The organism is Polaromonas sp. (assembly GCF_049790275.1).
In the GTDB taxonomy this organism is placed as follows: domain Bacteria; phylum Pseudomonadota; class Gammaproteobacteria; order Burkholderiales; family Burkholderiaceae_C; genus Polaromonas.
On the sequence record NZ_JBAQYR010000037.1, the window covers coordinates 26,478 to 50,722 of the forward strand.

At 60.6% G+C, this 24,245-nt stretch carries 23 protein-coding genes and 1 tRNA gene; 17 read left to right on the forward strand and 7 right to left on the reverse strand.

Annotated elements, in window-relative coordinates; all coding sequences use genetic code 11:
- Positions 1 to 299 precede the first annotated feature (299 nt).
- From WA904_RS04625 to WA904_RS04645, 5 genes are read left to right on the forward strand one after another with little or no spacing between them, the layout of a single operon-like run.
- Positions 300 to 968, forward strand: coding sequence for a GntR family transcriptional regulator (locus WA904_RS04625; protein WP_425195954.1), 669 nt, complete (start codon positions 300 to 302; stop codon positions 966 to 968).
- Positions 965 to 2,455: a malonyl-CoA decarboxylase gene (locus tag WA904_RS04630; RefSeq protein WP_425195955.1), complete on the forward strand. Its 1,491-nt coding sequence runs from the start codon at positions 965 to 967 to the stop codon at positions 2,453 to 2,455. Before WA904_RS04625 ends, WA904_RS04630 begins: the two co-directional genes overlap by 4 nt.
- A 42-nt stretch (positions 2,456 to 2,497) precedes the next feature.
- Positions 2,498 to 3,496 (forward strand): Bug family tripartite tricarboxylate transporter substrate binding protein, encoded by a 999-nt coding sequence (locus tag WA904_RS04635; protein WP_425195956.1) that lies wholly within the window; start codon positions 2,498 to 2,500, stop codon positions 3,494 to 3,496.
- A gap of 16 nt (positions 3,497 to 3,512) precedes the next feature.
- Positions 3,513 to 4,307, forward strand: coding sequence for an enoyl-CoA hydratase/isomerase family protein (locus WA904_RS04640; RefSeq protein WP_425195957.1), 795 nt, complete (start codon positions 3,513 to 3,515; stop codon positions 4,305 to 4,307).
- Between the two features lie 27 nt (positions 4,308 to 4,334).
- Complete coding sequence (locus tag WA904_RS04645; protein ID WP_425195958.1) at positions 4,335 to 5,852, forward strand: malonate--CoA ligase; 1,518 nt, start codon at positions 4,335 to 4,337, stop codon at positions 5,850 to 5,852.
- Between the two features lie 12 nt (positions 5,853 to 5,864).
- Here WA904_RS04645 and WA904_RS04650 read toward each other — a convergent pair whose 3' ends face one another.
- Complete coding sequence (locus WA904_RS04650; protein ID WP_425195959.1) at positions 5,865 to 6,788, reverse strand: DMT family transporter; 924 nt, start codon at positions 6,786 to 6,788, stop codon at positions 5,865 to 5,867.
- Positions 6,789 to 6,927: 139 nt separating this feature from the next.
- Here WA904_RS04650 and WA904_RS04655 point away from each other — a divergent pair, with 139 nt between their 5' ends.
- From WA904_RS04655 to WA904_RS04710, 12 genes are all read left to right on the forward strand, one after another.
- Positions 6,928 to 7,362, forward strand: a complete 435-nt coding sequence (locus WA904_RS04655; protein ID WP_425195960.1) for a gamma-glutamylcyclotransferase family protein — start codon at positions 6,928 to 6,930, stop codon at positions 7,360 to 7,362.
- Between the two features lie 340 nt (positions 7,363 to 7,702).
- The gene (gene aceA, locus WA904_RS04660) at positions 7,703 to 9,022 is read left to right on the forward strand and encodes an isocitrate lyase (RefSeq protein WP_425195961.1); all 1,320 of its coding nucleotides are present in this window, start codon (positions 7,703 to 7,705) and stop codon (positions 9,020 to 9,022) included.
- Between the two features lie 143 nt (positions 9,023 to 9,165).
- Positions 9,166 to 9,351 (forward strand): hypothetical protein, encoded by a 186-nt coding sequence (locus WA904_RS04665; RefSeq protein WP_077595742.1) that lies wholly within the window; start codon positions 9,166 to 9,168, stop codon positions 9,349 to 9,351.
- Positions 9,352 to 9,581: 230 nt separating this feature from the next.
- A complete protein-coding gene (thrS, locus tag WA904_RS04670; protein ID WP_425195962.1) occupies positions 9,582 to 11,489 on the forward strand; it encodes a threonine--tRNA ligase in 1,908 nt (635 codons plus the stop codon).
- An 87-nt stretch (positions 11,490 to 11,576) separates the two neighbouring features.
- Positions 11,577 to 12,194: a translation initiation factor IF-3 gene (infC, locus tag WA904_RS04675; protein ID WP_425195973.1), complete on the forward strand. Its 618-nt coding sequence runs from the start codon at positions 11,577 to 11,579 to the stop codon at positions 12,192 to 12,194.
- 230 nt (positions 12,195 to 12,424) lie between these two features.
- Positions 12,425 to 12,628 (forward strand): 50S ribosomal protein L35, encoded by a 204-nt coding sequence (rpmI, locus tag WA904_RS04680; RefSeq protein ID WP_077595745.1) that lies wholly within the window; start codon positions 12,425 to 12,427, stop codon positions 12,626 to 12,628.
- 25 nt (positions 12,629 to 12,653) lie between these two features.
- The gene (gene rplT, locus WA904_RS04685) at positions 12,654 to 13,013 is read left to right on the forward strand and encodes a 50S ribosomal protein L20 (RefSeq protein ID WP_077595746.1); all 360 of its coding nucleotides are present in this window, start codon (positions 12,654 to 12,656) and stop codon (positions 13,011 to 13,013) included.
- Positions 13,014 to 13,156: 143 nt separating this feature from the next.
- Positions 13,157 to 14,209, forward strand: a complete 1,053-nt coding sequence (gene pheS, locus WA904_RS04690) for a phenylalanine--tRNA ligase subunit alpha (RefSeq protein WP_425195963.1) — start codon at positions 13,157 to 13,159, stop codon at positions 14,207 to 14,209.
- A gap of 20 nt (positions 14,210 to 14,229) precedes the next feature.
- Entirely contained in the window at positions 14,230 to 16,656 is a 2,427-nt protein-coding gene (gene pheT, locus WA904_RS04695) for a phenylalanine--tRNA ligase subunit beta (protein ID WP_425195964.1), read from the forward strand.
- Positions 16,657 to 16,676: 20 nt separating this feature from the next.
- The gene (locus WA904_RS04700; RefSeq protein ID WP_425195965.1) at positions 16,677 to 17,024 is read left to right on the forward strand and encodes an integration host factor subunit alpha; all 348 of its coding nucleotides are present in this window, start codon (positions 16,677 to 16,679) and stop codon (positions 17,022 to 17,024) included.
- Positions 17,025 to 17,254: 230 nt separating this feature from the next.
- Complete coding sequence (locus tag WA904_RS04705) at positions 17,255 to 17,752, forward strand: MerR family transcriptional regulator (RefSeq protein WP_425195966.1); 498 nt, start codon at positions 17,255 to 17,257, stop codon at positions 17,750 to 17,752.
- Between the two features lie 37 nt (positions 17,753 to 17,789).
- Positions 17,790 to 17,866: transfer RNA gene (locus tag WA904_RS04710), tRNA-Pro, on the forward strand.
- A gap of 64 nt (positions 17,867 to 17,930) precedes the next feature.
- On the opposite strand, the gene WA904_RS04715 is transcribed toward WA904_RS04710, so the two are convergent.
- The 6 genes from WA904_RS04715 to WA904_RS04740 all read right to left on the reverse strand — a co-directional run bounded on the left by WA904_RS04715 (position 17,931) and on the right by WA904_RS04740 (position 23,992).
- Complete coding sequence (locus WA904_RS04715; protein ID WP_425195967.1) at positions 17,931 to 18,914, reverse strand: recombination-associated protein RdgC; 984 nt, start codon at positions 18,912 to 18,914, stop codon at positions 17,931 to 17,933.
- Between the two features lie 158 nt (positions 18,915 to 19,072).
- Entirely contained in the window at positions 19,073 to 19,618 is a 546-nt protein-coding gene (locus WA904_RS04720; protein ID WP_425195968.1) for an NUDIX hydrolase, read from the reverse strand.
- 64 nt (positions 19,619 to 19,682) lie between these two features.
- A complete protein-coding gene (locus WA904_RS04725) occupies positions 19,683 to 20,735 on the reverse strand; it encodes a TRAP transporter substrate-binding protein (RefSeq protein WP_425195969.1) in 1,053 nt (350 codons plus the stop codon).
- A gap of 105 nt (positions 20,736 to 20,840) precedes the next feature.
- Complete coding sequence (locus WA904_RS04730) at positions 20,841 to 21,536, reverse strand: fumarylacetoacetate hydrolase family protein (protein ID WP_425195970.1); 696 nt, start codon at positions 21,534 to 21,536, stop codon at positions 20,841 to 20,843.
- Entirely contained in the window at positions 21,533 to 22,603 is a 1,071-nt protein-coding gene (gtdA, locus tag WA904_RS04735; RefSeq protein WP_425195971.1) for a gentisate 1,2-dioxygenase, read from the reverse strand. Before gtdA ends, WA904_RS04730 begins: the two co-directional genes overlap by 4 nt.
- A gap of 24 nt (positions 22,604 to 22,627) precedes the next feature.
- Positions 22,628 to 23,992, reverse strand: a complete 1,365-nt coding sequence (locus WA904_RS04740; protein ID WP_425195972.1) for an FAD-dependent oxidoreductase — start codon at positions 23,990 to 23,992, stop codon at positions 22,628 to 22,630.
- Positions 23,993 to 24,245: the final 253 nt, after the last annotated feature.

A 24,245-nucleotide genomic window follows, 5' to 3' on the forward strand; every position in this document is an offset into this window, starting at 1 on the left:
GTCTTCCGGGTGTTCAACAGCATGAGAAGCGCTGGCCCGGCCGCCTCGCATCCCGCAGGCGCTTTCCTTCATGAAGGAAGGCCGGCACCCGGAATGCGGGTTTGTCCTTGTGGTTTTCATCTTGAAAATGCCTTGCGCTCCAGCATTTGCTTCTTCATAATTATATGTAATTACATGAAATTACGAATGATGATGCCTCTGAAGGCAATCGATTGAAAGCGGGCTGAACCCGCTTTCATCAAGCTCAAGATTCGCCAGAACGCTTCCGAAACAAATACCAGGAAACCGTCAGATCCACCATGCGTCTTGTCCAGAATTCATTGCACCAGGAAGTTGCCGCTACCTTGCGTGAGCAGATTTTTGCCGGCATGTATGCGCCCGGCAGTTTTCTGGACGAACTGGTGCTGTGCGAGCGCCTGCAGATTTCGCGCACACCCTTGCGCGAGGCGCTCAAGGTGTTGACGGCGGAGGGCCTGCTGCGCCACGAACCGCGGCGCGGCTGCTTCATCAATGAAGTGACGGAAAAGGACCTCGACGAGATTTTCCCCGTGATTGCGCTGCTCGAGGGGCGCTGCGCGTTTGAGGCCGCCCGCAATGCCACCGATGCCGACCTCGCGGCGCTCACCACACTGCACGAGCGGCTGGCCGGCCATGCGAAAGCCGGCCGCATCAACGACTACTACGACACCAATTTCGCGATTCACGAAGCCATCATCACGCTGGCCGACAACCGCTGGCTGGCCACGGCGATTGCCGACCTGCGCAAGATCCTCAAGCTCGCACGGGCCCAGCAGTTGCACGCGCCCGGCCGTCTGGCGCAGAGCCTGTCGGAGCACATGGCGGTGTTTGCCGCGCTCAAGGCCCGCGACAGCGAAGGTGCCGATGCTGCCATGCGTACCCACCTGACACGCCAGCGTGAGGCTTTGCGTGAACTGGCCCGCAACCAGCGCACAAGGGTGGCCTCATGAATGCCGCAGACTGGCTCAACCGCAGCGTGTCCCGCTTTTCCGGGGACAAAAAAAATGCATCAAAAGTGCCTGAAACCGCCGCCGCTACTGCGCCAGCAGCTACTAAAAAAATAGCGCCTGGTGCTTCTTCCGAAGCCTTGCCGGCTGTGCGCTCCACGCGTGAACGATTGAAGGCCACGTTGCGGCATAAGGAAGAAGCCCTGTCGCCGCGTGTCCTGCGCCGGACGCTGCAGGAGCTGAAGGCGATTGTCGATCCGCAGGTCAGCGAGGTCGAAGGTGGCCGCCGCGCCAAAGGGGTGGCGGGCTGGTATGCCGGCGCGGCCCTGAACGAGCGGCGCGACATGTGGCTGCTGATGAGCGAGCAGTTTGTGGCCGATGCGCACAAGGTCAAGCTGGCGCAAGCCCAGTTTGCCGCCGCGGTCGGTACACCCGATGAGGCCGTGGCCGAGGTGCGTTACCGCCGCGCCACGGTCTCTCCGCGCAGGCGGCTGTTGCAGCGCTTCAGCGCGTTTCCGGAAGGCATCCGCTTCCTGGTGGACCTGCGCGCCGACATGCTGCCTTACCTCAAGGCGGACAAGCGCCTGCAGGCGCTCGATGTCGAGATGGAGTACATGTTCTCGACCTGGTTCGATGTAGGCTTTCTCGACTTGCGCCGCATCAGCTGGGATTCACCGGCGTCGCTGATCGAAAAGCTGATCAAGTACGAAGCCGTGCATGACATCAAGAGCTGGGCCGACGTGAAGAACCGGCTCGACAGCGACCGCCGGTGTTACGGGTTTTTCCACCCGCGCATGCCCGATGAGCCGCTGATTTTTGTCGAAGTGGCGCTGATGGACGAGATGGCAGCCGGCATCACGCCGCTGCTGGACGAGTCGGCCGCGCCTGCGGACCTGGCCAGGGCCACGACCGCTATTTTCTATTCCATCAGCAACACGCAGGCCGGCCTGCGCGGCGTGAGTTTCGGTGATTCGCTGATCAAGCGCGTGGTGGAGACCCTGTGCGCGGAATTTCCCCGGCTCAAGCACTTTGCCACCTTGTCGCCGATTCCGGGCTTTCGCCAGTGGCTGGGAAAAAACGCCGGCGCCATGCTGGAAGCGCTGGATGAAAAAGAACGCACGCTTCTGGGCCGTGCCGTCGGGTTCGAGCCGCCCACGGCGCAGCATTTCCTTACGGCAGCCGACACGGCATCCACGCTGGACGAGAAATCGCCTGTGCGCCGCATGCTGCTGCATTGCGCGGCGCATTACCTGGGGAAGGCGCTGGAAGACAGCAAGCCGCTGGATCCGGTCGCGCGCTTCCATCTGGGCAATGGCGCCCGCGTCGAGCGGCTGAACTGGATGGGTGATCCTTCGCCGAAAGGTCTCAAGCAGTCCTGCGGCCTGATGGTCAATTACCTTTATGACGTCAAGCGGCTGGACAAACACAGGGCACTGCTGTCTCAGGGGAAAATCCCCGTATCCGGCGGCATCGAGGGTTTGTATATTTAAAAGCTATGCAGTTTTTTGGTTTAACAACGACAGGAGAGAGACATGACATCGAGCTTTGACATCAACGCGTCCCGACGCGATGTGCTGCGTACCGCAGCCGCCGGCCTGGCCGCGTTTTCCATGGGCAGCTACGCACAATCGGGCTGGCCAGCCAAGCCGGTGACCATGATTGTTCCCTTTCCTGCAGGCGGTGGTACCGATGCGTTTGCGCGTCCCATGTCGGCGCAGTTTGCTCGCCTGACCGGCAAGCAACTGGTGATCGACAACCGCGGCGGTGCCGGCGGAACCCTGGGCGCCGGACTTGCGGCCAGGGCGCCAGCGGACGGATACAACCTGTTCATGGGGGCCGTGCACCACACCATTGCACCCAGCATGTACCCCAAGCTGGACTACGACATCGAGAAAGACCTGGTGCCGCTGATTCTGGTGGCCAGCGTGCCGCAGGTCGTCGTGGTCAACCCGCAAAAACTTCCGGTGGCGAACTTCAAGGAGTTCCTCGACTACGCCCGCAAAAATCCGGCCAAACTGAATTACGGTTCGGCTGGCGCCGGTACCTCCCACCACCTTGCCGGCGAACTGTTCAAGCAGCAGACCAAAACGTTCATCACCCACATCCCCTACCGCGGTGCCGGCCCGGCCCTGCAGGGCCTGATTGCCGGCGACGTTGAAATGATGTTCGACGGCCTGGGTTCATCGGCCAGCCACATTGCCGGCGGCCGCATCAAGGCGCTGATGGTGTCGGGCAACAAGCGCAATCCGGCCATTCCCGACGTGCCGAGTGCCGCGGAGATGGGTTTGCCGGAGTACAACGTGACGACCTGGTACGGCGTCTGGGGCCCCAAGGGCATGCCTGCCGACGCCCAGGCCCGTGCGATCGAGGAAATCCGCAAGGCCTGCACCACCGACGAAGCCAAGGCCGTCTGGGCACGGCAGGGCGCCGAATTCACCGGTCTGGCCGGGCCGCAGTTCGGCAGCTTCATCAGCGCAGAGGTCAAAAAATGGGCGCAAGTGGTGAAGGCCTCCGGCGCCAAGCTGGACTGACCTTTCCAGGGTGTACATGACAGGACAGGTTCAGCTGGCCACGGACGGCCCCATCGCCATGGTCACCCTGTCCCATCCGGGCAAGCTCAATGCGATGTCGCGCGCCATGTGGCTCGCGCTGCGCGAGGTATTCACCGGCCTGCAGCAGCGCAGCGACGTGGGTTGCGTGCTGCTGCGCGGTGAGGGCGCCAGCTTCTGTGCGGGTGGCGACATTTCCGAGTACCCCGGTTTCCGGTTTGAGGAAGCGGCCTTGCGGCACTTTCACGAAAACGAGGTCTGGGGCGGCCTGCAGGCCATGCTGGACTGCGACATCCCCGTCGTTGCGCAGATCGAGGGCGCCTGCATGGGGGCCGGCATGGAAATCGCCAGTTGCTGTGACTTGCGTCTGGCCGGCGTCTCGGCGAAGTTTGGTGCGCCGATTGCGAAGCTCGGTTTCCCGATGGCGCCGCGTGAAGCCGCGCTGGTGATGCGTGCCGCAGGTGAGCTGACCGCGCGCGAGATGTTGCTGGCGGCCGCGGTATTAGATGCGGCCACGCTGCTGCAGCGCGGCTTCCTGAATGCCATGTTTCCTGACGGCGAGGTGGCTCCGCAAGCTTCATTGGCGGCCGGCCGTATTGCCCGGCTGGCACCTGCGGCGGCACGCCTGAATAAACAGACTTTCCGGGCTCTGGCCCAGGAAGGTCGGGCGCAATCAGCTACTGATTTAATAGCAAATGTCTATGCCTACGCCGACTCTGCCGAACACCGCGAAGGTGTGACGGCTTTTGTTGAAAAACGCCCGCCGCAGTTCCAGTCCGCGGGTGATCTCTGACTTCATGATTTTCCAGGTAACCACGCGATGAAAAACAACAACCTGTTTGCCGCCCTGCGCGCAGCCTTTCCGGAAGACCTTGACACGGTGGCGGTGGAAACCGACACAGGCCTGAATTACTCGTGGCGCGACCTGGACCGGTCCACCGCGATGATGGCCAACCTCTTGAAGTCGCTGGACCTGCCGGAGGGGGCCCGCATCGCCGTGCAGGTTGAAAAATCGGTGGAGGCGATGATGCTCTACCTGGCCACGCTGCGGGCCGGCTACGTGTTCCTGCCGTTCAACACCGCCTACCAAAGCGCCGAGATCGAGTATTTCATCGGTAACGCCGAGCCCTCGGTGGTGGTCTGCAGCCGCAAGAACTTCGGCTGGGTCAGCAAGATCGCCTTCAAGGCCGGCACGCAGAACGTTTTCACGCTGGATGACGACCGCACCGGTTCACTACTGGAGCGTGCCGCGCATTGCAGCGACCGGCACGAGGTGGCCCAGCGCGGCGCGGATGACCTGGCGGCCATTCTCTACACCAGCGGCACCACGGGCCGCAGCAAGGGCGCCATGCTCTCGCACGGCAACATGCTGAGCAATGCACTGGTGCTCAAGGACTACTGGGCGTGGACGCCGGGCGACGTGCTGATCCATGCGTTGCCCATCTTCCACGTGCACGGCCTGTTCGTGGCGATCCACGGCGCGCTGATCAATGGGAGCAAGATGATCTGGTTGGCGAAGTTCGACCCGAAGCTGGTGGTGCAGAAGTTGCCCGAGGCCACGGTGTTCATGGGCGTGCCCACGCTGTATGTGCGCCTGCTGGCCGAGCCCGGCCTGAACCGTGAAGCCTGCAGCCACATGCGGCTGTTCGTCGCGGGCTCGGCGCCGCTCTTGATTGAAACCTTCACCGAATGGCAGGAGCGCACCGGCCACACCATCCTCGAGCGTTATGGCATGAGCGAGACCGCCATGCTGACCTCCAACCCCTACAAAGGCGAGCGGCGCGGCGGCACTGTCGGGTTTGCCTTGCCCGGGGTGAGCCTGCGCGTGCAGGACGATGCCGGCCAGCCCCTGCCCACGGGCGAGATCGGCGGCATCCAGGTCAAGGGGCCGAACATCTTCAAGGGTTACTGGCGCATGCCCGAGAAGACGAAGGAGGAGTTCACCGCCGATGGTTATTTCAAGACCGGCGATGTCGGCAAGATCGACGGGCGCGGCTACATCACCATCGTCGGGCGCAGCAAGGACCTGATCATCAGCGGTGGCTACAACGTCTACCCCGCCGAGATCGAGGGCTACATCAACGACATGCCGGGTGTCGCCGAAAGTGCGCTGGTGGGTGTGCCTCACCCCGATTTCGGCGAGGTCGGTATTGCTGTTGTGATCCCCCGGCCTGGGGCGGTGCTGGATGCCGAACAGGTCATCGCGCGGCTGAAGGCCCAACTTGCCAATTTCAAGATTCCCAAACGCTGCTTCATCGTCAGCGAGTTGCCGCGCAACACCATGGGCAAGGTTCAGAAAAACGTTTTGCGCGAACAGCATAAAACACTGTTCGCCTGAGGCTGGCCTCGTTCAGGGCAGGCGCGTTTTTTCCGGCAGCGTGGCCAGCGCCACACCGGCCAGCGCCAGTGCAAAGGCGGCCAGCTGTGCTGCGCCTGCGGATTCACCGAGCACCCCCACGCCGACCAGTGCTGCGCTGACGGGCAGCATCACGGTGAATACCCCGGCCTGGCTGGCCGGCACACCTTTCAGGCCGGTCATCCACAACCACACGGTCCAGACGCTGGCTGCGAGCGCATAGAAGAGCAGCAGCAGCCAGTGGCCGGGCGCCACGGCGGCAAAGTCAAAATCCCAGGCCATCCACAAACCCAGCGGCGTCACCAGCGCAAAACCCCAGAGGTTGATCAACGCGGTGATGCGTTTGGGTCCAAGCGCGCCCGTGAGTTTTTTGCCGATGACCGCGTAAGCCGCTTCGCAAAGCACGGCGCCGACCAGCAGCAGGTTGCCCAGCCATGCCCGGCTTGATGCCAAATCGGCCTCCAGCCCTTGCTGTGCGGGCGCTAGAAGCTCTTTTTTTGATAGCGAAACCAGCATGATGCCCAGGACAGCGCAGGCGATGGCCAAGGCAACACGCGGTCGGATGCGCTCGCCGAGAAAGATCCGGCTCAGCATCGCCACCGCCGCCGGGATGGAGGCCATGATGACGCCGGCGGCCACCGCGCTGCTCAGGCTGACGCCGAACAGCATGCAGATGGAGAACAGGAAATTGCCGAGGAAAGACTCGAGGAATACCAGCTGCCGCGTTTGCCGCGTCATCGGCGCTTCATGGGCAGGTTTTTTCAGCCAGTGCAGCATGGCGGCCCCGCCGATGCCAAAGCGCAGCCAGGCCAGCAGGAAGACCGGGAACACCGCGACCAGCGGTTTGGACAGTGCGACATAACTGCCGACCAGGGACATGCTGAGCGCCAGGCAGGCGTAGGCCACAATGCGATTCATTCAACCGGGTTTTCCTGTTTTCTGGTGAGGGACTGAAAGGCCTTTGCAGTTGCTGTCGCGCCGCCGGCGCGTCCTTGCTGCTGTGTCTTTCAGGTGCTCCCGGAGTTTTTCCGAGTGCCCGAAATCATGCCTTACTTTCATGTCTGAGCCGATGCCGCCTGTTGTTCCCCGCCATGTCTTTGTGTACGGCACCCTGCGCCGGGGCGATGTGCGCGACATCACGCATATGTATCCCTCGCCGCAGTTTGTCGGCTTGGCCAGTGTGGCTGGCACGCTCTATGACCTGGGGCCGTATCCAGGCGTGGTGCTGGGCGGTTCGGGCCGCGTGACCGGCGAGGTTTACGCCATCAGTGCCGAGCTGGAACGCCAGCTCGACGTTATCGAAGAAGTCTGGCCGCGGCAAACCGGGGAGTACAGCAAGCAGCAGGTGAGGGTGCAGGTTCGTCCTTCCGGGACGGCGTTCGAACCACTTGAGCTGGACTGCCTCGTTTATGAAATCAATCCTGCGCGCACGGCGGGCAGGCTCGTGATCGCCAGCGGCGACTGGCGTGTAAGCCGCCCCGCGCCCTGCTGAAGAAAACGGCCGCACCTGCAGCCATGGTTGCGGCGGTGCGGTGTACGGCCCGATGCGCCCGCACCGCCATCTCATAATCCGATAATCTGTTTCCGCATCATGAAATATAAAAATGCTGCGATGCGGAAAAATTTCTCAATATAGGAAATTGTTTTTTGTATTGTGAAAAACTAACAATAAAGTATTGATTTCATTGAAGATAATTTTTGTCTTATATAAGACATAAGAGCTTCACAAGGTCTTGTAGAAGACTTAAAGTTGACTCCAGAGCAAACGGTAAAGCCACCAAGACAGGGGCGCACTGTTTGGCCCGCTTTTTTTTAACCTCTGGAGTGACCTCATGCCACAGACCCTCACCGAACAACTGAGCCGCGAACAGCAGATTTCTGCTCTCGAAAAAGACTGGGCCACCAACTCGCGCTGGAAAGGCATCAAGCGCGGCTACAGCGCCGCCGACGTCGTGCGTCTGCGCGGTTCCTTCCCGATTGAGCACACGCTGGCGCGTCGCGGTGCCGAAAAGCTCTGGGATCTCCTGCACAACGAGCCTTACGTGAATTGCCTGGGCGCGCTCACGGGCGGCCAGGCCATGCAGCAGGTCAAGGCTGGCGTCAAGGCCATCTACCTCTCGGGCTGGCAGGTTGCTGCCGACAACAACAGCTACTCGGCCATGTACCCTGACCAGTCGTTGTACCCGGTGGACTCGGTGCCCAAGGTGGTTGAGACCATCAACAACACCTTCCGCCGCGCCGACGAGATCCAGCATTCCAAGGGCATCGATGCTGGCGACAAGGAGTACATCGATTACTTCGCGCCCATCGTGGCCGATGCCGAAGCCGGTTTCGGTGGCGTGCTCAATGCCTTCGAGCTGATGAAGGCCATGATCAAGTCGGGCGCAGGTGGTGTGCATTGGGAAGACCAGCTGGCTTCCGTCAAGAAATGCGGCCACATGGGCGGCAAGGTGCTGCTGCCAACCCGCGAGTCCTGCCAGAAGCTGATCGCTGCCCGCATGGCGGCCGACGTTTGCGGCGTGCCCACACTGGTGATTGCCCGTACCGACGCGGAAGCCGCTGACTTGCTGACCTCCGACTACGACGAGATTGACAAGCCTTTCCTGACCGGCGAGCGCACGGCCGAAGGCTTCTACAAGACCCGCAAAGGCCTGGACCAAGCCGTGGCCCGTGCAAACGCCTATGCCCACTATGCGGACCTGGTGTGGTGCGAAACCGGCACGCCCGACCTCGACTTCGCCAGGAAGTTTGCCGACGCCGTGCACAAGGTTCACCCCGGCAAGATGCTGGCTTACAACTGCTCGCCGTCGTTCAACTGGAAGAAAAACCTCGACGATGCCACCATCGCCAAGTTCCAGCGCGAGCTGGGCGCCATGGGGTACAAGTACCAGTTCATCACGCTCGCCGGCATCCACTCCATGTGGTACAACATGTACGACCTGTCGCAGGACTACGTCAAGCGCGGCATGACGGCGTACATCGAGAAGGTGCAGGAGCCCGAGTTCGCAGCACGCGATCGCGGCTACACCTTTGTGTCGCACCAGCAGGAAGTGGGCACCGGCTACTTCGACGAAGTCACCACCGCCATCCAGGGTGGCAAGTCCAGCGTGACCGCACTGACCGGCTCGACCGAAGAAGAGCAATTCCACTGAGCTGAGTCTCGAAGGTGACCGCCTCTTGGGGGTGATCCAAAGCCCGGTTGTAGCCTTGCTGCTTCGACCGGGCTTTTTTCTTGGGCATTCGGCTTTTTTCGCGTAGAGTGCAGCTGATTGGGGTTCACCAGCGGGGAAAACACATGTCAGAAGCCACCATGGGATTCAAGCGCACGCCATGTCCGGACTGCAATGGCACGGGTGAACTGCGCATCGACAGCGAAAATATCAACGAGAATTTCGAGGTTGAAAAGCAGACGGTCATCACCGAGTGTCCGCGCTGCCTGGGACTCACCTTTTTGCCGCCCGGCTCACCTGAGCCGGCCTGAACCCGAAGCTGCCGTAAAATAGCGCCATGCAATCAATCAAGCTGGAAACAGGAAGGATCGCGCGGGTTATGACACCGCGAACTACGACCACGCCTCCAGTTTGGAGCCATCTCGGGCGCTAGCCGCATCCCCAGGTGATTTATAGCTACTGAATTAATAGCATACCTCCAGCCTAACCCAGTCAAAGCGCGGCATTTACCGCGCTTTTTTATTTTTCGAGCCAGACCATCATGATCAAAATTACGCTGCCAGACGCTTCGATCCGTGAATTTCCCCAGCCTGTGACGGTGGCCGAGGTTGCTGCGTCTATTGGTGCCGGCCTGGCCAAGGCCGCGCTAGGCGGCAAGGTGGCAGGCAAAGTGGTGGATACCAGCTACCTCGTTTCCGCCGACAGCCCGCTTTCCATCATCACGGCCAAGGACCCGGAAGGCCTGGACATGATCCGCCACTCGACGGCCCATCTGTTGGCTTATGCGGTCAAGGAGCTGTTTCCCGACGCGCAGGTGACGATTGGCCCGGTGATCGAGAACGGCTTTTTCTACGATTTTTCCTACAAACGTCCTTTTACGCCGGAAGACCTGGCCGCTATTGAAAAGAAGATGAGCGAGCTGGCGGCGAAGGACGAGCCAGTGACACGCCGGGTTTTACCGCGCGACGAGGCAGTGGCCCACTTCAAGGAGATCGGTGAGCACTACAAGGCGGAGATCATTGCCAGCATTCCGGCCAATGAAGATGTGTCGTTGTACCGCGAGGGCAAGTTCGAGGACCTGTGCCGTGGCCCGCACGTGCCGAGTACCGGCAAGCTGAAGTTCTTCAAGCTCATGAAGCTGGCTGGCGCCTACTGGCGCGGCGACCACAACAACGAGATGCTGCAGCGTGTCTATGGCACGGCGTGGGCCACGAAAGACGAGCTGCAGCAGTACCTGACCATGCTGGAAGAAGCGGAGAAGCGCGACCACCGAAAGCTGGGCCGCGAGCTCGACCTGTTCCACATTGACGACCATGCGCCCGGGCTGGTGTTCTGGCATCCCAAGGGCTGGACGGTGTGGCAGGGCGTCGAGCAGTACATGCGCAAGGTCTACCAGGACAACGGCTACCAGGAGGTCAAGGGGCCGCAGATCATCGACAAGACGCTCTGGGAAAAAACCGGCCACTGGGACAAGTACCGCGACAACATGTTCACGACCGAATCGGAAAAACGCGAATACGCGCTCAAGCCGATGAATTGCCCCGGCCATATCCTGATCTTCAAGCAGGGCATCAAAAGCTACCGCGATTTGCCGCTGCGTTACGGCGAGTTCGGCCAATGCCACCGCAACGAACCCTCGGGTGGCCTGCACGGCATCATGCGGGTGCGCGGCTTCACCCAGGACGACGGCCACATTTTTTGTACTGAAGAGCAGATCCTCAAGGAATGCGTCGACTACACAACCCTGCTGCAGAAGGTCTACACCGACTTCGGCTTCAAGAACATCATCTACAAGGTGGCGACACGGCCGGAAGCGCGCATCGGCTCCGACGAAAGCTGGGACAAGGCCGAGCACGCGCTGATGGAAAGCCTGCGTGCCTCCGGATGCGAGTTCGAGATTGCGCCGGGCGACGGCGCGTTTTATGGCCCCAAAATCGAATACACGCTGAAAGACGCGATTGGCCGCCAGTGGCAGTGCGGCACCATGCAGGTCGATTTTTCGATGCCGGAGCGGCTGGATGCCGAATATGTCGGGGAGGATGGCGCCCGTCACCGCCCTGTCATGCTGCACCGGGCCATCGTCGGCAGCCTGGAGCGATTCATCGGGATCCTGATCGAGGAACACGCCGGCGCACTGCCCACCTGGCTGGCGCCGGTGCAGGTTTCGGTGCTCAATATCACCGATGCGCAAGCCGATTATTGTCGTGAAATAGCTAAAACGCTTCAAAATCAAGGGCTTAGGGTCAATCTGGACCTGCGCAACGAGAAAATTACGTATAAAATACGGGAGCACTCAATGCAAAAGCTGCCTTACATCCTGGTCGTGGGCGACAAGGAGAAGGAAGCTGGCGCGGTTGCCGTGCGCGCCCGGGGTAACAAAGACCTTGGCGTCATGTCGCTTGAAGCCTTCGTCCAGACGATTGCCTCTGACATTACCCAAAAAGCCTGATTGTTGACTTCCTTGTGAGTCAAATTGGCTATTCGTCCTTGCTGGGCGGGCGCAAGCGGCTATAGCTTTTATAGCAATTTTTAAAGGATCAGAACCATCGCTACTGAATTTCGTGACCGCCGTCACCGTGAAGAACGCAAGCACCGCTTGAACCGTGAAATCATGGCCCCTGAAGTACGCCTGACAGGGCCGGACAATGAGCCTTTGGGCGTTGTCAGCATCATGGAGGCCCTGCGCCTTGCGGGTGAGGCGGACGTTGATCTTGTTGAAATCTCCCCCACGGCGGTTCCGCCGGTGTGCCGGTTGATGGATTACGGCAAGTTCAAGTACGCCGAGCAGAAAAAAGCGGCCGAAGCGAAGTCCAAGCAGAAGGTCATCGAGGTCAAGGAAATCAAGTTCCGGCCTGGTACCGACGATGGTGACTACAACATCAAATTGCGCAACATCAAGCGCTTTTTGGAAGAAGGCGACAAGTGCAAGATCACCTTGCGTTTTCGCGGCCGCGAGATCACGCACCAGGAGCTGGGCCTGGCCCTGCTGGCGCGTATCCGCGACGAGTTGGCTGATTTGATTGTGGTGGAGCAGTTTCCCAAGCTCGAAGGCCGGCAGATGGTCATGATGATCGCGCCGGGCAAGAAGAAGGTGGCTGCCAAGCCTGCCGCAGCGCCGGCAGAAGCCGCGCCAGTGGCACCGACAAGCGCCTGAGGCGGTTGTCGAAAACGGAGTTCAGCCTGACGGTGTAGCCACCGGCAGGCTTTTCAGGGGATGCGAAAGCATTCCCGGAAGGCAGGTCAAACTGCTTTCCAAAGGTGGTGACGTCAGAGTTGCCGCCGCAGGTGGCAAGGTAAAACTTACTGCTTACAAGTGGCTCGAGGCCATCAAGTCTGCGGAAGGTTCGCAGCGCCTCACGAGCACAAATGAAAAGGAGCATTTCAATGCCCAAAATGAAGACCAAGAGCAGCGCGAAGAAACGTTTTCGCGTTCGTCCGGGTGGTACCGTCAAGCGCGGTCAAGCCTTCAAACGTCACATCCTGACCAAGAAGACCACCAAAAACAAACGCCATCTGCGTGGCGCAGTTGCTGTTCATGAGACCAATATGGGTCACATGGCACAGATGCTGCCCGGCATGGGCATTTAATTAACGACGAACAAGGAGTACTCACATGCCTCGCGTCAAACGTGGTGTAACGGCTCGCGCCCGCCACAAAAAAGTTCTTGCCCTTGCAAAAGGTTTCCGCGGCCGCCGCGGCAATGTCTATCGCATCGCCAAAGAAGCGGTGATGAAGGCCGGGCAATATGCCTACCGTGACCGCCGTACCAAGAAGCGCGTGTTCCGCCAGTTGTGGATTGCGCGTATCAACGCCGCCAGCCGCTCATTCGGCATGACATACAGCCAGTTCGCCAACGGCCTGAAAAAAGCCGGCATCGAGATCGACCGCAAGGTCCTTTCCGACATGGCGATTCACGACAGCGCTGCTTTTGGCGCCATCGTGGAGCAGGTCAAGGCCAAGCTTGCTGCCTGATTTTTGAGGGGCAATCAGCTATTGAATTGATAGCTGATTGCGCACAAAAGACGAGGGCTGGAGCTTGAAAAGGCTCTGGCCCTTTTTCTTTGCCCAAGCTGCAGGCGAGGTGGCCGGGCGGTTTCGCAATTTACAAGAAATTTATGAACGAACTTGATGCTCTGGTGGATTCGGCGACAACCAGTTTCGCCCAGGCTGTCACACCCGCTGACCTGGAAAACGCCAAGGCCCAGTTTCTCGGCAAGTCCGGCCGCATCACCGAACTGATGAAGGGCCTGGCAACGCTGCCTGTTGAAGAGAAAAAAATGCGCGGCGCTGCCATCAACCTGGCCAAGCAAGCCATTGAAGCGGCGCTAACCGCGTGCCGTCAAGCACTGGCGGACGCCGAACTGCAGGTGCAGCTCAAGGCCGAAGCGCTGGACGTTTCACTGCCGGGCCGTCAGCGGCCATCCGGCGGCCTGCACCCGGTCTCCCTGACGCTGGAGCGCATCGAGGCCATCTTTGGCTCCATGGGCTTCGACGTGGCCGAAGGCCCGGAGATCGAGACCGACTGGTTCAACTTCACCGCACTGAACACGCCGGAAGACCATCCCGCCCGCTCCATGCACGATACCTTCTATGTTGAAGGCGGCACGGAAAACGCGCCCAACCTGCTGCGCACCCACACCAGCCCGATGCAGATCCGTTATGCGGTTCAGCACGTCAAGAAGCACAAAGCGTTAATAGCTGCTGGTGGCGTGATGCCCGAGATCCGTGTGATCGCGCCTGGCCGCACTTACAGGGTGGACAGTGATGCCACGCACTCGCCGATGTTCCACCAGTGCGAGGGACTGTGGGTAGGCCAGAACGTCAGCTTCAAGGACCTCAAGGTAGTTTTCACTGATTTCTGCCGCACCTTTTTCGAAAGCGACGACCTGGTGCTGCGCTTTCGCCCCAGTTTTTTTCCCTTCACCGAGCCGAGTGCCGAAATCGATATCCAGTTCCAGACCGGCCCGCTGGCCGGCCGCTGGCTGGAAGTGGCGGGCTCTGGCCAGGTGCATCCAAACGTGGTGCGCAACATGGGGCTGGACCCCGAGCATTACATCGGCTTTGCCTTCGGCATGGGCCCGGACCGCTTGACCATGCTGCGTTATGGCGTCAACGACTTGCGGCTGTTTTTTGACGGCGACCTGCGTTTCCTCTCGCAATTCCAGTAATTCATCGGACCCCACAAAAAATGCAATTCCCCGAATCCTGGTTGCGCGAATTCTGCAATCCGCCGCTGAGTACCGAACAGCTCGCTGAAACCCTGACGATGGCCGGGCTGGAAGTGGAAGAGCTCAAACCGGTGGCTCCACCTTTCAGCAGGATCGTGGTCGGAGAAATCCGTGAGGCAGCGCAGCACCCGGATGCCGACCGTCTGCGTGTCTGCCAGGTTGACGTGGGGCAAGGCGCCCTGCTCAACATCGTCTGCGGCGCGCCCAATGCGCGAGTCGGCATCAAGGTGCCGTGCGCGCTGGTGGGTGCCGAGCTGCCTCCCGGTGAAGATGGCAAACCTTTCCTGATCAAGGTCGGCAAGCTTCGCGGTGTGGAAAGCCAGGGCATGTTGTGCTCGGCGCGCGAACTCAAGCTCTCCGAAGACCACGGTGGACTGCTTGAGCTGGCATCGGATGCAGTGGTGGGCCAGGACATCCGCGAACACCTGAAGCTCGACGACACGCTGTTCACGCTCAAGCTCACACCCAACCTCGCGCATTGCCTGAGTGTGTACGGTATTGCCCGCGAAGTGGCCGCGCTGACCGGTGTACCACTGGCCACGCCATCGTTTCCGCCGGTCGCTGTTGCCAGTGCAGACAAGCTCGCGGTCAAAATCAGTGCGCCTGATTTGTGCGGCCGCTTTTCCGGCCGCATTGTGCGCAACGTCAATACCCAGGCCGCCACACCGCCCTGGATGGTGGACCGTCTTGCACGTTGCGGCCAGCGCAGTGTCACCGCACTGGTGGACATTTCGAACTATGTGATGTTCGAACTCGGCCGGCCGTCGCATATTTTTGATCTCGACAAGATTCACGGTGGGCTCGAGGTACGCTGGGGCAAGGCGGGTGAACAGCTCAAGTTACTCAATGGCAGTATGGTGACGGTCGATGAAAAAGTAGGCGTGATTGCCGATGACAGTCAGGTCGAATCGCTGGCCGGCATCATGGGTGGTGATGCGACTGCCGTGTCCGACGAGACGAAAAATGTCTATGTCGAGGCTGCTTTCTGGTGGCCCAAGGCGATTGCCGGACGCTCACGCCGCTACAACTTCTCCACCGACGCAGGCCACCGTTTTGAACGCGGCGTCGATCCCGGCCTGACGGTTGAGCACATTGAGCGCATCACACAACTGATCATCGACATCTGCGGTACGCCCGACACGGTGTGCGGTCCGATGGACGACCTGCAGGCCAGCCTGCCGGTAAACGCTCCGGTGACGCTGCGTGTGGCGCGCGCCGCCAAGGTCATCGGCATGCCTTTGACCCAGGCGCAGTGTTCCGGCGCCCTCCGTCGCCTGGGATTGCCCGTCAAGGAAGGTGAGAGCTCGCTGACGGTGACGCCGCCCAGCTATCGCTTTGACCTGCAGATCGAGGAGGACCTGATCGAGGAAGTGGTGCGCATGGTGGGTTACCAGCAATTGCCCACCACACCGCCGCTGGCACCCATTACCTCACGGATACGCCCCGAAGCCAGGCGCAGTCCCTTTGCCGTGCGCCGCGCGCTGGCTGCACTGGGCTACCAGGAAACCATCAATTTCAGTTTTGTCGAAGAGCGCTGGGAGCACGAGCTCGCCGGTAACCCGAATCCCATCAAGCTTCTCAACCCGATTGCCAGCCAGATGAGCGTGATGCGCTCGTCCCTGCTTGGTTCGCTGCTGCAGGTGCTCAAATTCAACCTCGACCGCAAGGCCAGCCGGGTTAACGTGTTTGAACTCGGGCGGGTTTTCCTGCGCGATGCACGCAGCCAGAACACCGACACCACTGTCGCCGGTTTTGACCAGCCGATGCGGGTGGCGGGCCTCGCCTACGGGCCGCGCGAAGCCTTGCAATGGAGTACGTCCGACAAGGGTGTGGATTTCTTCGACGTCAAGGGTGATGTGCAGGCCTTGCTGGCGCCGCGGCATGCGGTGTTTGCGCTAGCGGCTCATCCAGCCATGCATCCGGGCCGTTGCGCCAGCGTTGTCATTGACGGCGTGGCGGTCGGCTTTGTTGGTGAGCTGCACCCGCAGTGGCGCCAGGGCTACGAGCTGGCGCAAGCGCCCATTGTTTTCGAACTGGCCCTCGATGCCGTGCTGCAGCGTCCCGTACCCGGCTTTCAGCCGGTGAGCAAGCTCCAGCCGGTCGAGCGTGACATCGCGGTGATTGTTGCCGAAGCGGTGACCCATGCGGCGCTGATGGCGGCGATCGAGGGGGCGGATACGCGCGGCCTCCTCAAATCGGCCACGCTGTTCGATATCTACCGGCCGCAGCAGGCCAATGCAGCGATGCAGCTGGGCGAAAAAAGCCTGGCCGTGCGCTTGGTGCTTGGCAGCGACGACGCTACACTGACCGACGAGCAGATTGAGCAGGCGATCAAGGCCGTGCTTGAAAAACTCGGTAGCAGCCTGCAGGCGCGTTTGCGTACCTGAGGCCTGAGACCACAAGAACAATGAACAGCGAGGAGCGTGCCGTGGAATTTTCCGTTGAAAGTCTTGAGAGCCCAGCACTGACCAAAGCCCATCTCGCGGAGCTTCTGTTCGAACAGATCGGCCTGAACAAGCGCGAATCCAAGGACATGATTGACGCCTTCTTCGACCTGATTTCCGACAGTCTGGTTGACGGCAACGATGTGAAGATTTCCGGTTTCGGCAATTTCCAGATTCGCACCAAAGCGCCGCGCCCAGGGCGAAACCCGCGCACCGGTGAGTCCATTCCCATCCAGGCGCGCCGTGTGGTGACTTTTCACGCCAGTCATAAACTCAAAGAGCAAATCCAGGGGCTGACGGGGCCAGCGTGAAGCACAGGGCGAGGGGCGTCTGCTCAAGGGTGCACCAGTTTGGCGCTTCTACCCGCCGCTCACGGGCCGGTTGGCCGGGTTTCTGCGACCCCGAATGCCAAACTCTGCTGTTGGGTTGCCATACTGCTTGTGACCTAAACAACACATCTCACTTAGTTGTTTGTAACTATTTGCACTAAGTTTGGACTTAGAGTAGATTTGTAGCTTCACCTCATAGCGCATTGATTTAATTGGAGAAAACTCTCCCACCCATTCCCGCCAAGCGCTACTTCACGATCGGTGAAGTCAGCGATTTATGCGGCGTCAAACCTCATGTGCTCCGTTATTGGGAGCAAGAGTTCACACAGCTGCGCCCGATGAAAAGGCGCGGCAACCGCCGCTACTACCAGCACCACGAAGTGCTGATGATCCGGCGGATACGCGATTTGCTGTACGACCAGGGTTTTACCATCAGCGGCGCACGCAACAAGCTGCAGGAGATTGTGCAGACCGAACGTGACAAGCGCCGCAATGGCGAGGTCATGCTCGAAGGTGTCGATGTGGTGGAAGCCGGCGATTCCCTCATGGGCGACTCCATCCTTGACGATTTTGGCGACTCGGTGGATTTTGAAGACAGCGCGCCTGACTTGGTGGCTCCCCTGCCTGACGGCAACGCCGCCCAGCAACGGCTGCAGCTCCTGCGCCGTGAATTGTTTGAAATTCGTGATTTGCTCAGTGCCACTTACTAAGATTGCCCGGATAGGCACGTTATAATTCGACCTTCGACGGTGTGTGGCGCAGCCTGGTAGCGCACTTGCATGGGGTGCAAGGGGTCGAAGGTTCGAATCCTTTCACACCGACCAATTATTTCAGTACTGACTGAGCAAAAAGATCCGCTTGATGCGGATCTTTTTTTGCAGATCCCTTTTACGCGTCGGCGAGTTCGGTGGCCGGTTTTCTGGTTTCCGGCGAGGGAGATATTCCATCGGCCGAGAGTTCTCCACCCAGCGCTTCCAGAAGATCCGGAATCAGGGCCGAGAGCTCTCCCGTGACGATGGCAGCGTCGGCATCGAAGCCGTCGTCGTCCTTGCCCTTGTCCTGCACGCCGTCGAGCACAACATCAAGCAGTTTGAGTTTCCTTACCTGTGCTGCATCGGTGAGCACAAAAGACACCCGGTCGTTCCAGGTCATGGCCAATTGCGTGGGTACCTTGCCGGCCGCAATATGTTCCGCAACTTCGTCGATTTCCAGCGTATGGCGTGAATAACGGACTGTCGATTTCTGGTCGTCGGGCATCTTGAGTTCGCAGTCACGGTCGACGGTGAAGCCGACCGGTGCCTCACGGCTGGCCAGCCAGTGCGCCATGGCCGTTGCAGCCGACATCGTGGTCTGTACAGGTCTCGCCAGGAGTCCTGGACCAGATTCCGGCATCTCGCTCAACACCTCCACCAGCTGGCTCAACACCTTGTCGGCACCCGTCAGGCTGCCGGAATCCACCACCAGGAACTTGTTGACCGGATCTATCCACAAGGTCGTCGAGGATCGTTTGGTGAAGGCGCGCGGCAGCAGGTCCAGGATCACTTCCTCCTTGAACTCCTTCTTGATCTTCGCCCCCACACGCTCATGACCGGTTTCCTGCTTGTATTGCTCGATGCGCTGCTCGACAGCGTCTTTGACAGCCGAGGCGGGCAGTGGCCGGCGTTCGGTACATAGCCGCAGGATGAGCTGCTTGCCAACACTCTCGGCCAGCACCGTGCTTTTATTGCCGCGTGGTGCTACCCAGCCGCTGGATTCCGCTTGTGTTGCGCCGCAGGGCAGGAATCGTTTCTCCTGAAGAGCCTCTTCCAGTGCATCCAGCGGGGGCAGGGTGAAGTCGTCGGCGATGCGGAAAAAGGAAGCGGCTTTGAACATGAAATCCAGAGAGGTGAGGTGTCGAAAAGGAGGGCGGCGAAGCTGCCGGTCGAGGATGCATTGCGGGCACGCCTGTCTGCAGAAATTCTAAGTGACATGCAGGCCTAATGCCGCACTTGCTTACCTTGTGGCCAGGGCTTACGCATTTGCCCGTGCACTCATGCGATGTCGATCACATGAATGCCGTAAGCGCCTTTACGGTGATCAGAAAAATAGCAGACCAGGGTTTCTTTCACGGTTTTGAAGGCCAGCTCGTCCCAGGGAATTTCGGCCTCGGTAAATAGCCGGGCTTCTATCGTTTCATGCCCGGGATTGAATTTGTCGCTGAGCAGGCGGGCGCGGTAGTAGAGGTGAACCTGGCCGACTCGCTCGACGTTCATCACGCTGAACAGGTCTTCCATTTCAAACTGCGCACCGGCTTCCTCGTCGGTCTCGCGCGCAGCCCCCTGCGAAGTGGTTTCATCGAGCTCCATGAAACCCGCGGGTAGCGTCCATTTTCCCCAGCGCGGCTCAATGTTGCGCTTGCACAGCAATACCCTGTCCCCCCAATGCGGCACCGTCCCGACCACATTGAGCGGGTTTTCGTAGTGGATGGTGCCGCAGGCCGGACAGACCGCGCGTTCCCGCGTGTCGCCGTCATCCGGCAACCGGTAGAGCACGGCGGTGCCGCAGTTTTTGCAATGTTTGATGGGGCTGCGGTGCATTGCATGCAGTGTAAATTGAAAGCAAAAAGGCTCCCTCGGGAGCCTTTTTGCTTCGTGCCTGTGCTCAGGCTTTGGTGGTTTTGGTATGTTTTTCGATCAGGCTGCGTGCGGTGTCCAGCAGTTTCTTGCCGTCAAAGCCGCGCTTGTTCATGTCCTCGACCCATTCGACTTCCACGGTACGCGATTTACGGCGGAATTCCTGCGCTTCGGCCGGGCTGACGGTGTAGATCGTGTTGCCGCGGTCGCTGGCGGTTTTACGGCCCGGGACGTCGTTGCCCTGCTGGACTTTGCCCAGCCACGCGGATGTGGCCATGCCGGAGTTGTTGTCGATGACCTTCTTCAGGTCGGGCGCCAGCGAGTTGTATTTGGCCTTGTTCATGGCCATGACGAAGGTTGTGGTGTACAGGCTTCCGCCCGCCGGGTCGAACTCGGCATGGAACTTGGTGAGTTCGTTGACCTTGACCGAAGGCACGACTTCCCAGGGAATCACGCAGCCGTTGATGGTGCCTTTGCTCAACGCATCGGTGATGGCGGGCAGGGGCATACCGACGGGTGTGGCGCCGAGGATGCCCATCAGCTTGGTGACCTGGCGGGTGGGTGCGCGCATTTTGAGACCGCGCATGTCGGCGATGGACCTGACCGGCTTGTCCACGGTGTGGATCACGCCGGGGCCATGCACGTGAAGCGCAAGAACCTGGGTGTCCTTGAATTCGTCCGGGGCCATGGTCTGCACGTATTCCCAGTAGGCCTTCGAAGTGGCTTCGGCATTGGACATCATGAACGGCAACTCAAATGCCTCGATGCGGGGGAATCGGCCCGCCGTGTTGCCTGGCAGGGTCCACACCACGTCCACGACACCGTCCTTGGCCTGGTCATACAGCTGCATGGGCGTGCCGCCCAGCTGCATGGCCGGATAGGCCTCGAACTTGATGCGGCCGCCCGATTCCTTTTCGACTTTTTCCATCCAGGGCTTGTGCATGCCCAGCCACACATTCGATGCCGGAGACATGAAGGTGTGGAATTTCAGGGTGACAGCCTGCTGGGCCAGGCTGGCGAGGGCGGGCGCGCCCAGCGCAGCGGCTGCGCCGGTTTTGAGAAGGGTACGTCGCTGAATCATGTGTGGTCTCCGGTGTGTATGGTTAGAAAGTAATGCACGATGAACTGTTTGGGAACCGGTAATAGCCCTGATGAAAGGGCGTTAACACAGGAACTCCGGCATGTTTCAAGTCACTTTCACCGTCAGGGTACCCAGGCCCTTGACTTCGCTGACCATGATGTCGCCCGATACCACGGCGGCCACGCCTTCCGGTGTGCCTGTGTAAATCAGATCGCCCGGCTGCAGTTCCCAAGCGGCCGACAGATGCTCGATGGTCTCGGCAATGTTCCAGATGAGCTTGGAGACATGGCTGCGCTGGCGGTCCTTGCCATTGACCTGCAGGTACAGCTCGGCATTCGCCACATCCCCGGCCTGTGCTGCCGGGGTGATGGGGCCGATAGGTGCAGAGTGGTCATAGGCCTTGCCGATGCACCACGGGCGGCCCTGCTTTTTCATTTCTCCCTGCAAGTCGCGGCGTGTCATGTCCAGGCCCACGGCGTAACCGTAGATGTGTTTGTGGGCATCGGCGGCCTTGATGTCCTTGCCGCCCTTGCCAATGGCCACCACGAGCTCGATTTCATGGTGCAGGTTTTTGGTCAGGCTGGGATAGGGGATGGTGCCGGTCTGGCCGGCTTCCACCACCACCACCGCATCAGCGGGCTTCAGGAAGAAAAAAGGCGGCTCGCGGCCGGTGAACCCCATTTCCTTGGCATGTTCCTCGTAATTGCGCCCGACGCAATAGACACGGTGGACCGGAAAGCGCTCGCTTGTGCCGACAACCGGCACGGAAACTGTTGCGGGTGGGGGGAAAACAAAACTCATGACAACCTCTCTTCTCTGTGTATGCCCAGTGCCTGGTGCACGGGGCGGTCTGAAAAACTGAACAACACACAGCCCTGCGCAGAGCGCAGGCTGGCCGTGTGCCACGACGGAATCACAAAATGGTCACGCGGGCCGAACTTGAAGGTCTGCTGCTGGCCGGCCTCCCCGACCAGCACGCTGCCATGGCCTTCGACGACGCTGAACACCACGCCGTCGGTTTGCCGCCAGGGCCGGCCGTCAAAGCCGGGTGGCAGGCGCTGCATGAAGGTGCCCATGGTCGGCATCGGCCAGCCGCCGGTTGCCGGGTTCACGTAACGCAGCTTGACACCATCCCAGGCGTCGACAGGCGCCTGCTGCTCAAGTGTATGCAGTGCTTCGCGCGTACGCTCGTAGGGGTAGCTGAAGATCGGCGACGTCTGGCCAAACGGCGCGTCGTAACGCACCGGCAACATGTTGGCCCCGTAACGCTGGTAACTGGTGCCTTCAGCCCGAGTGACCGACTGCGAGCGTTCGGTGTGGTTCTCGGCGAAGCCGGCGTCGAAAAAACGCAGCATGGGAATGTCCAGGCCATCGAGCCAGACCACCGGTTCGCCGCCTTCCAGCGCGCTTTGGTTACCATGGTCGTGCCAGGTCCAGCTGGGCGTGATGATGAAGTCGCCGGGCGTCATGGTGGTGCGCTCGCCATCGACCGCGGTGTAGGCCCCGCGTCCTTCCACCACAAACCGCAGTGCGCTTTGGGTATGGCGGTGGCTGGGTGCGATTTCCCCCGGCAGGATCAGCTGCAGGCCCGCATAAAGCGACTGCGTGATGCAGGACTGGCCCGGCAGTGCGGGGTTTTCCAGGATGAGTACGCGGCGCACCGCTTCTTCGGCGGTGATCAGCTCGCCGGCCTGCATCAGGTAGGGGTGCACCCTGTCCCACGCCCAGAAAGCCGGCATGCAGGCCGTGGCAGGCTGCTGGGGCACCAGTGCGTGCAGCACCTCCCACAAGGGGGTCATGTGCTGCGCGCGGATGGCTTCGTAAAAGTCCTTGCGCACACCTTCTGGTGGTGGTGGGGTCATGTCCATGGGCCGTATTTCCGGTGGTGAGCTTCAGCGGTCGAGATAGACACCGCCCTTGCGCAGGTGTTGCTGCAGGCGGGTGGTGTCGATGGCGGAAAAGGCGGCGCCTTCATCGAGCAGCGCGGCGGCCGTGCCAGCCGCCTGACCCATCACAAAACAGCCTCCGCTGGCGCGTGCAGCCGACTGGCCCTCATGCGTCATGGAGGCGCAGCGTCCCGCCACCAGCAGGTTGTGCACTTCCGGGGTGACCAGCATGCGCCAGGGCAGGTCGTTATACGCCCGCCGGTCATCGCGCGGAAATCCCCAGCTGATGGCGCCATCCACATGCATTTCCATGGGCCAGGCGTTGATGCCGATCACGTCATCGAAGCGGGCCGAGGACAGGATGTCTTCGCCACTGAGCGCGTAAGCGCCGCAGATGCGGCGGGTTTCACGGATGCCGACCTGGGGCGCAATATCCACGATGGCTGAGGTTTCAAACCCCGGAACCTCGTCCTTGAGAAAGCGGAAGTACTCGGTGATCTGCCGGCGGCCTTCCAGTTCGCCTTCGCTGAGCTGGCGGGCGTCGGTGGCGTCCATGGCATTGCCGGCTGCGTTGCGGATTTGCGTGACGTTGGCGCGCCACTCGGCGGGATTTTTCTGCGGACGCAGGATGGCACCCTTGCGCGGGAATTTATAGCGTCCCGGATGACGGGCTTCGCTTTGTTCCATCAGGTCGTTGATGGCCTTGAACTCGCCGACAGCCGCCAGCGCCGGCCCGGCATCGACATGGCCGACACGGAACATGGTGGACGGGAACAGGGCACTGCCGTGTCCGTCCCCCAGCTCAAAAGGCACGCCGGCAAAATGGGCCACGTCGGCATCGCCTGAGCAATCGATGAAGCGCCGGGCCCGGATGGCCTGGCGTCCGGACTTGGTTTCCACCACCAGGGCTTCGATCGCCTGGCCGTTCATCACCACCGCGGCCGCCCAGGCGTGAAAAAGAATCTGCACACCGGCAGCCAGCAACAGCTGGTCAGCGGCACATTTGTAAGCTGACACATCGTAGGAGCGAACCCGGATGCGTCCCTGCATGCCGTCCTGTGGCTGGTTCAACCCGCCAAGTGCGTCAATGCGCGCCAGCAGGTCATCCACCACACCGTGCACCAGCTGCTGCATCTCACCATCCTTGCGGCCGTAGAGGCCCGCAAAATTGGTGACGCCGCCGGCTGTGCCCATGCCGCCCAGAAAACCGTAGTGTTCGACCAGCAGGGTGCGCGCGCCATGCTCCGCAGCACTGACGCTGGCCGCCAGTCCAGCCGGCCCGCCACCGATCACGACCACATCAAATTCGCCGTAGATGGGCAGAGAGCGCGCAGGCTCGTTAACAGTGTTTAAGTTAGGGGAAGCGGGCATGGCAAGTCGGTCAACTACATGCGAATGAGCGAAAGTGAGATATCCCCTTCAAGCAGGGGCCGCGGGTCCGGCTTCGCCGGCCCGCAGGCGCAGCGGCCCCCGAGGGGCTGGAGCCTACGGCTCCACAGCTGCTTGAGCAGCTTTGGACAGGCGACAGAGGCGAAGCGTCTCGCGAGCCGCGGCCTGCAAGGCCTCGGGCGCTTGAGCAACCGTGGGGGCTTCATTCCAACGGCACAATAGCCAGATGACTCTA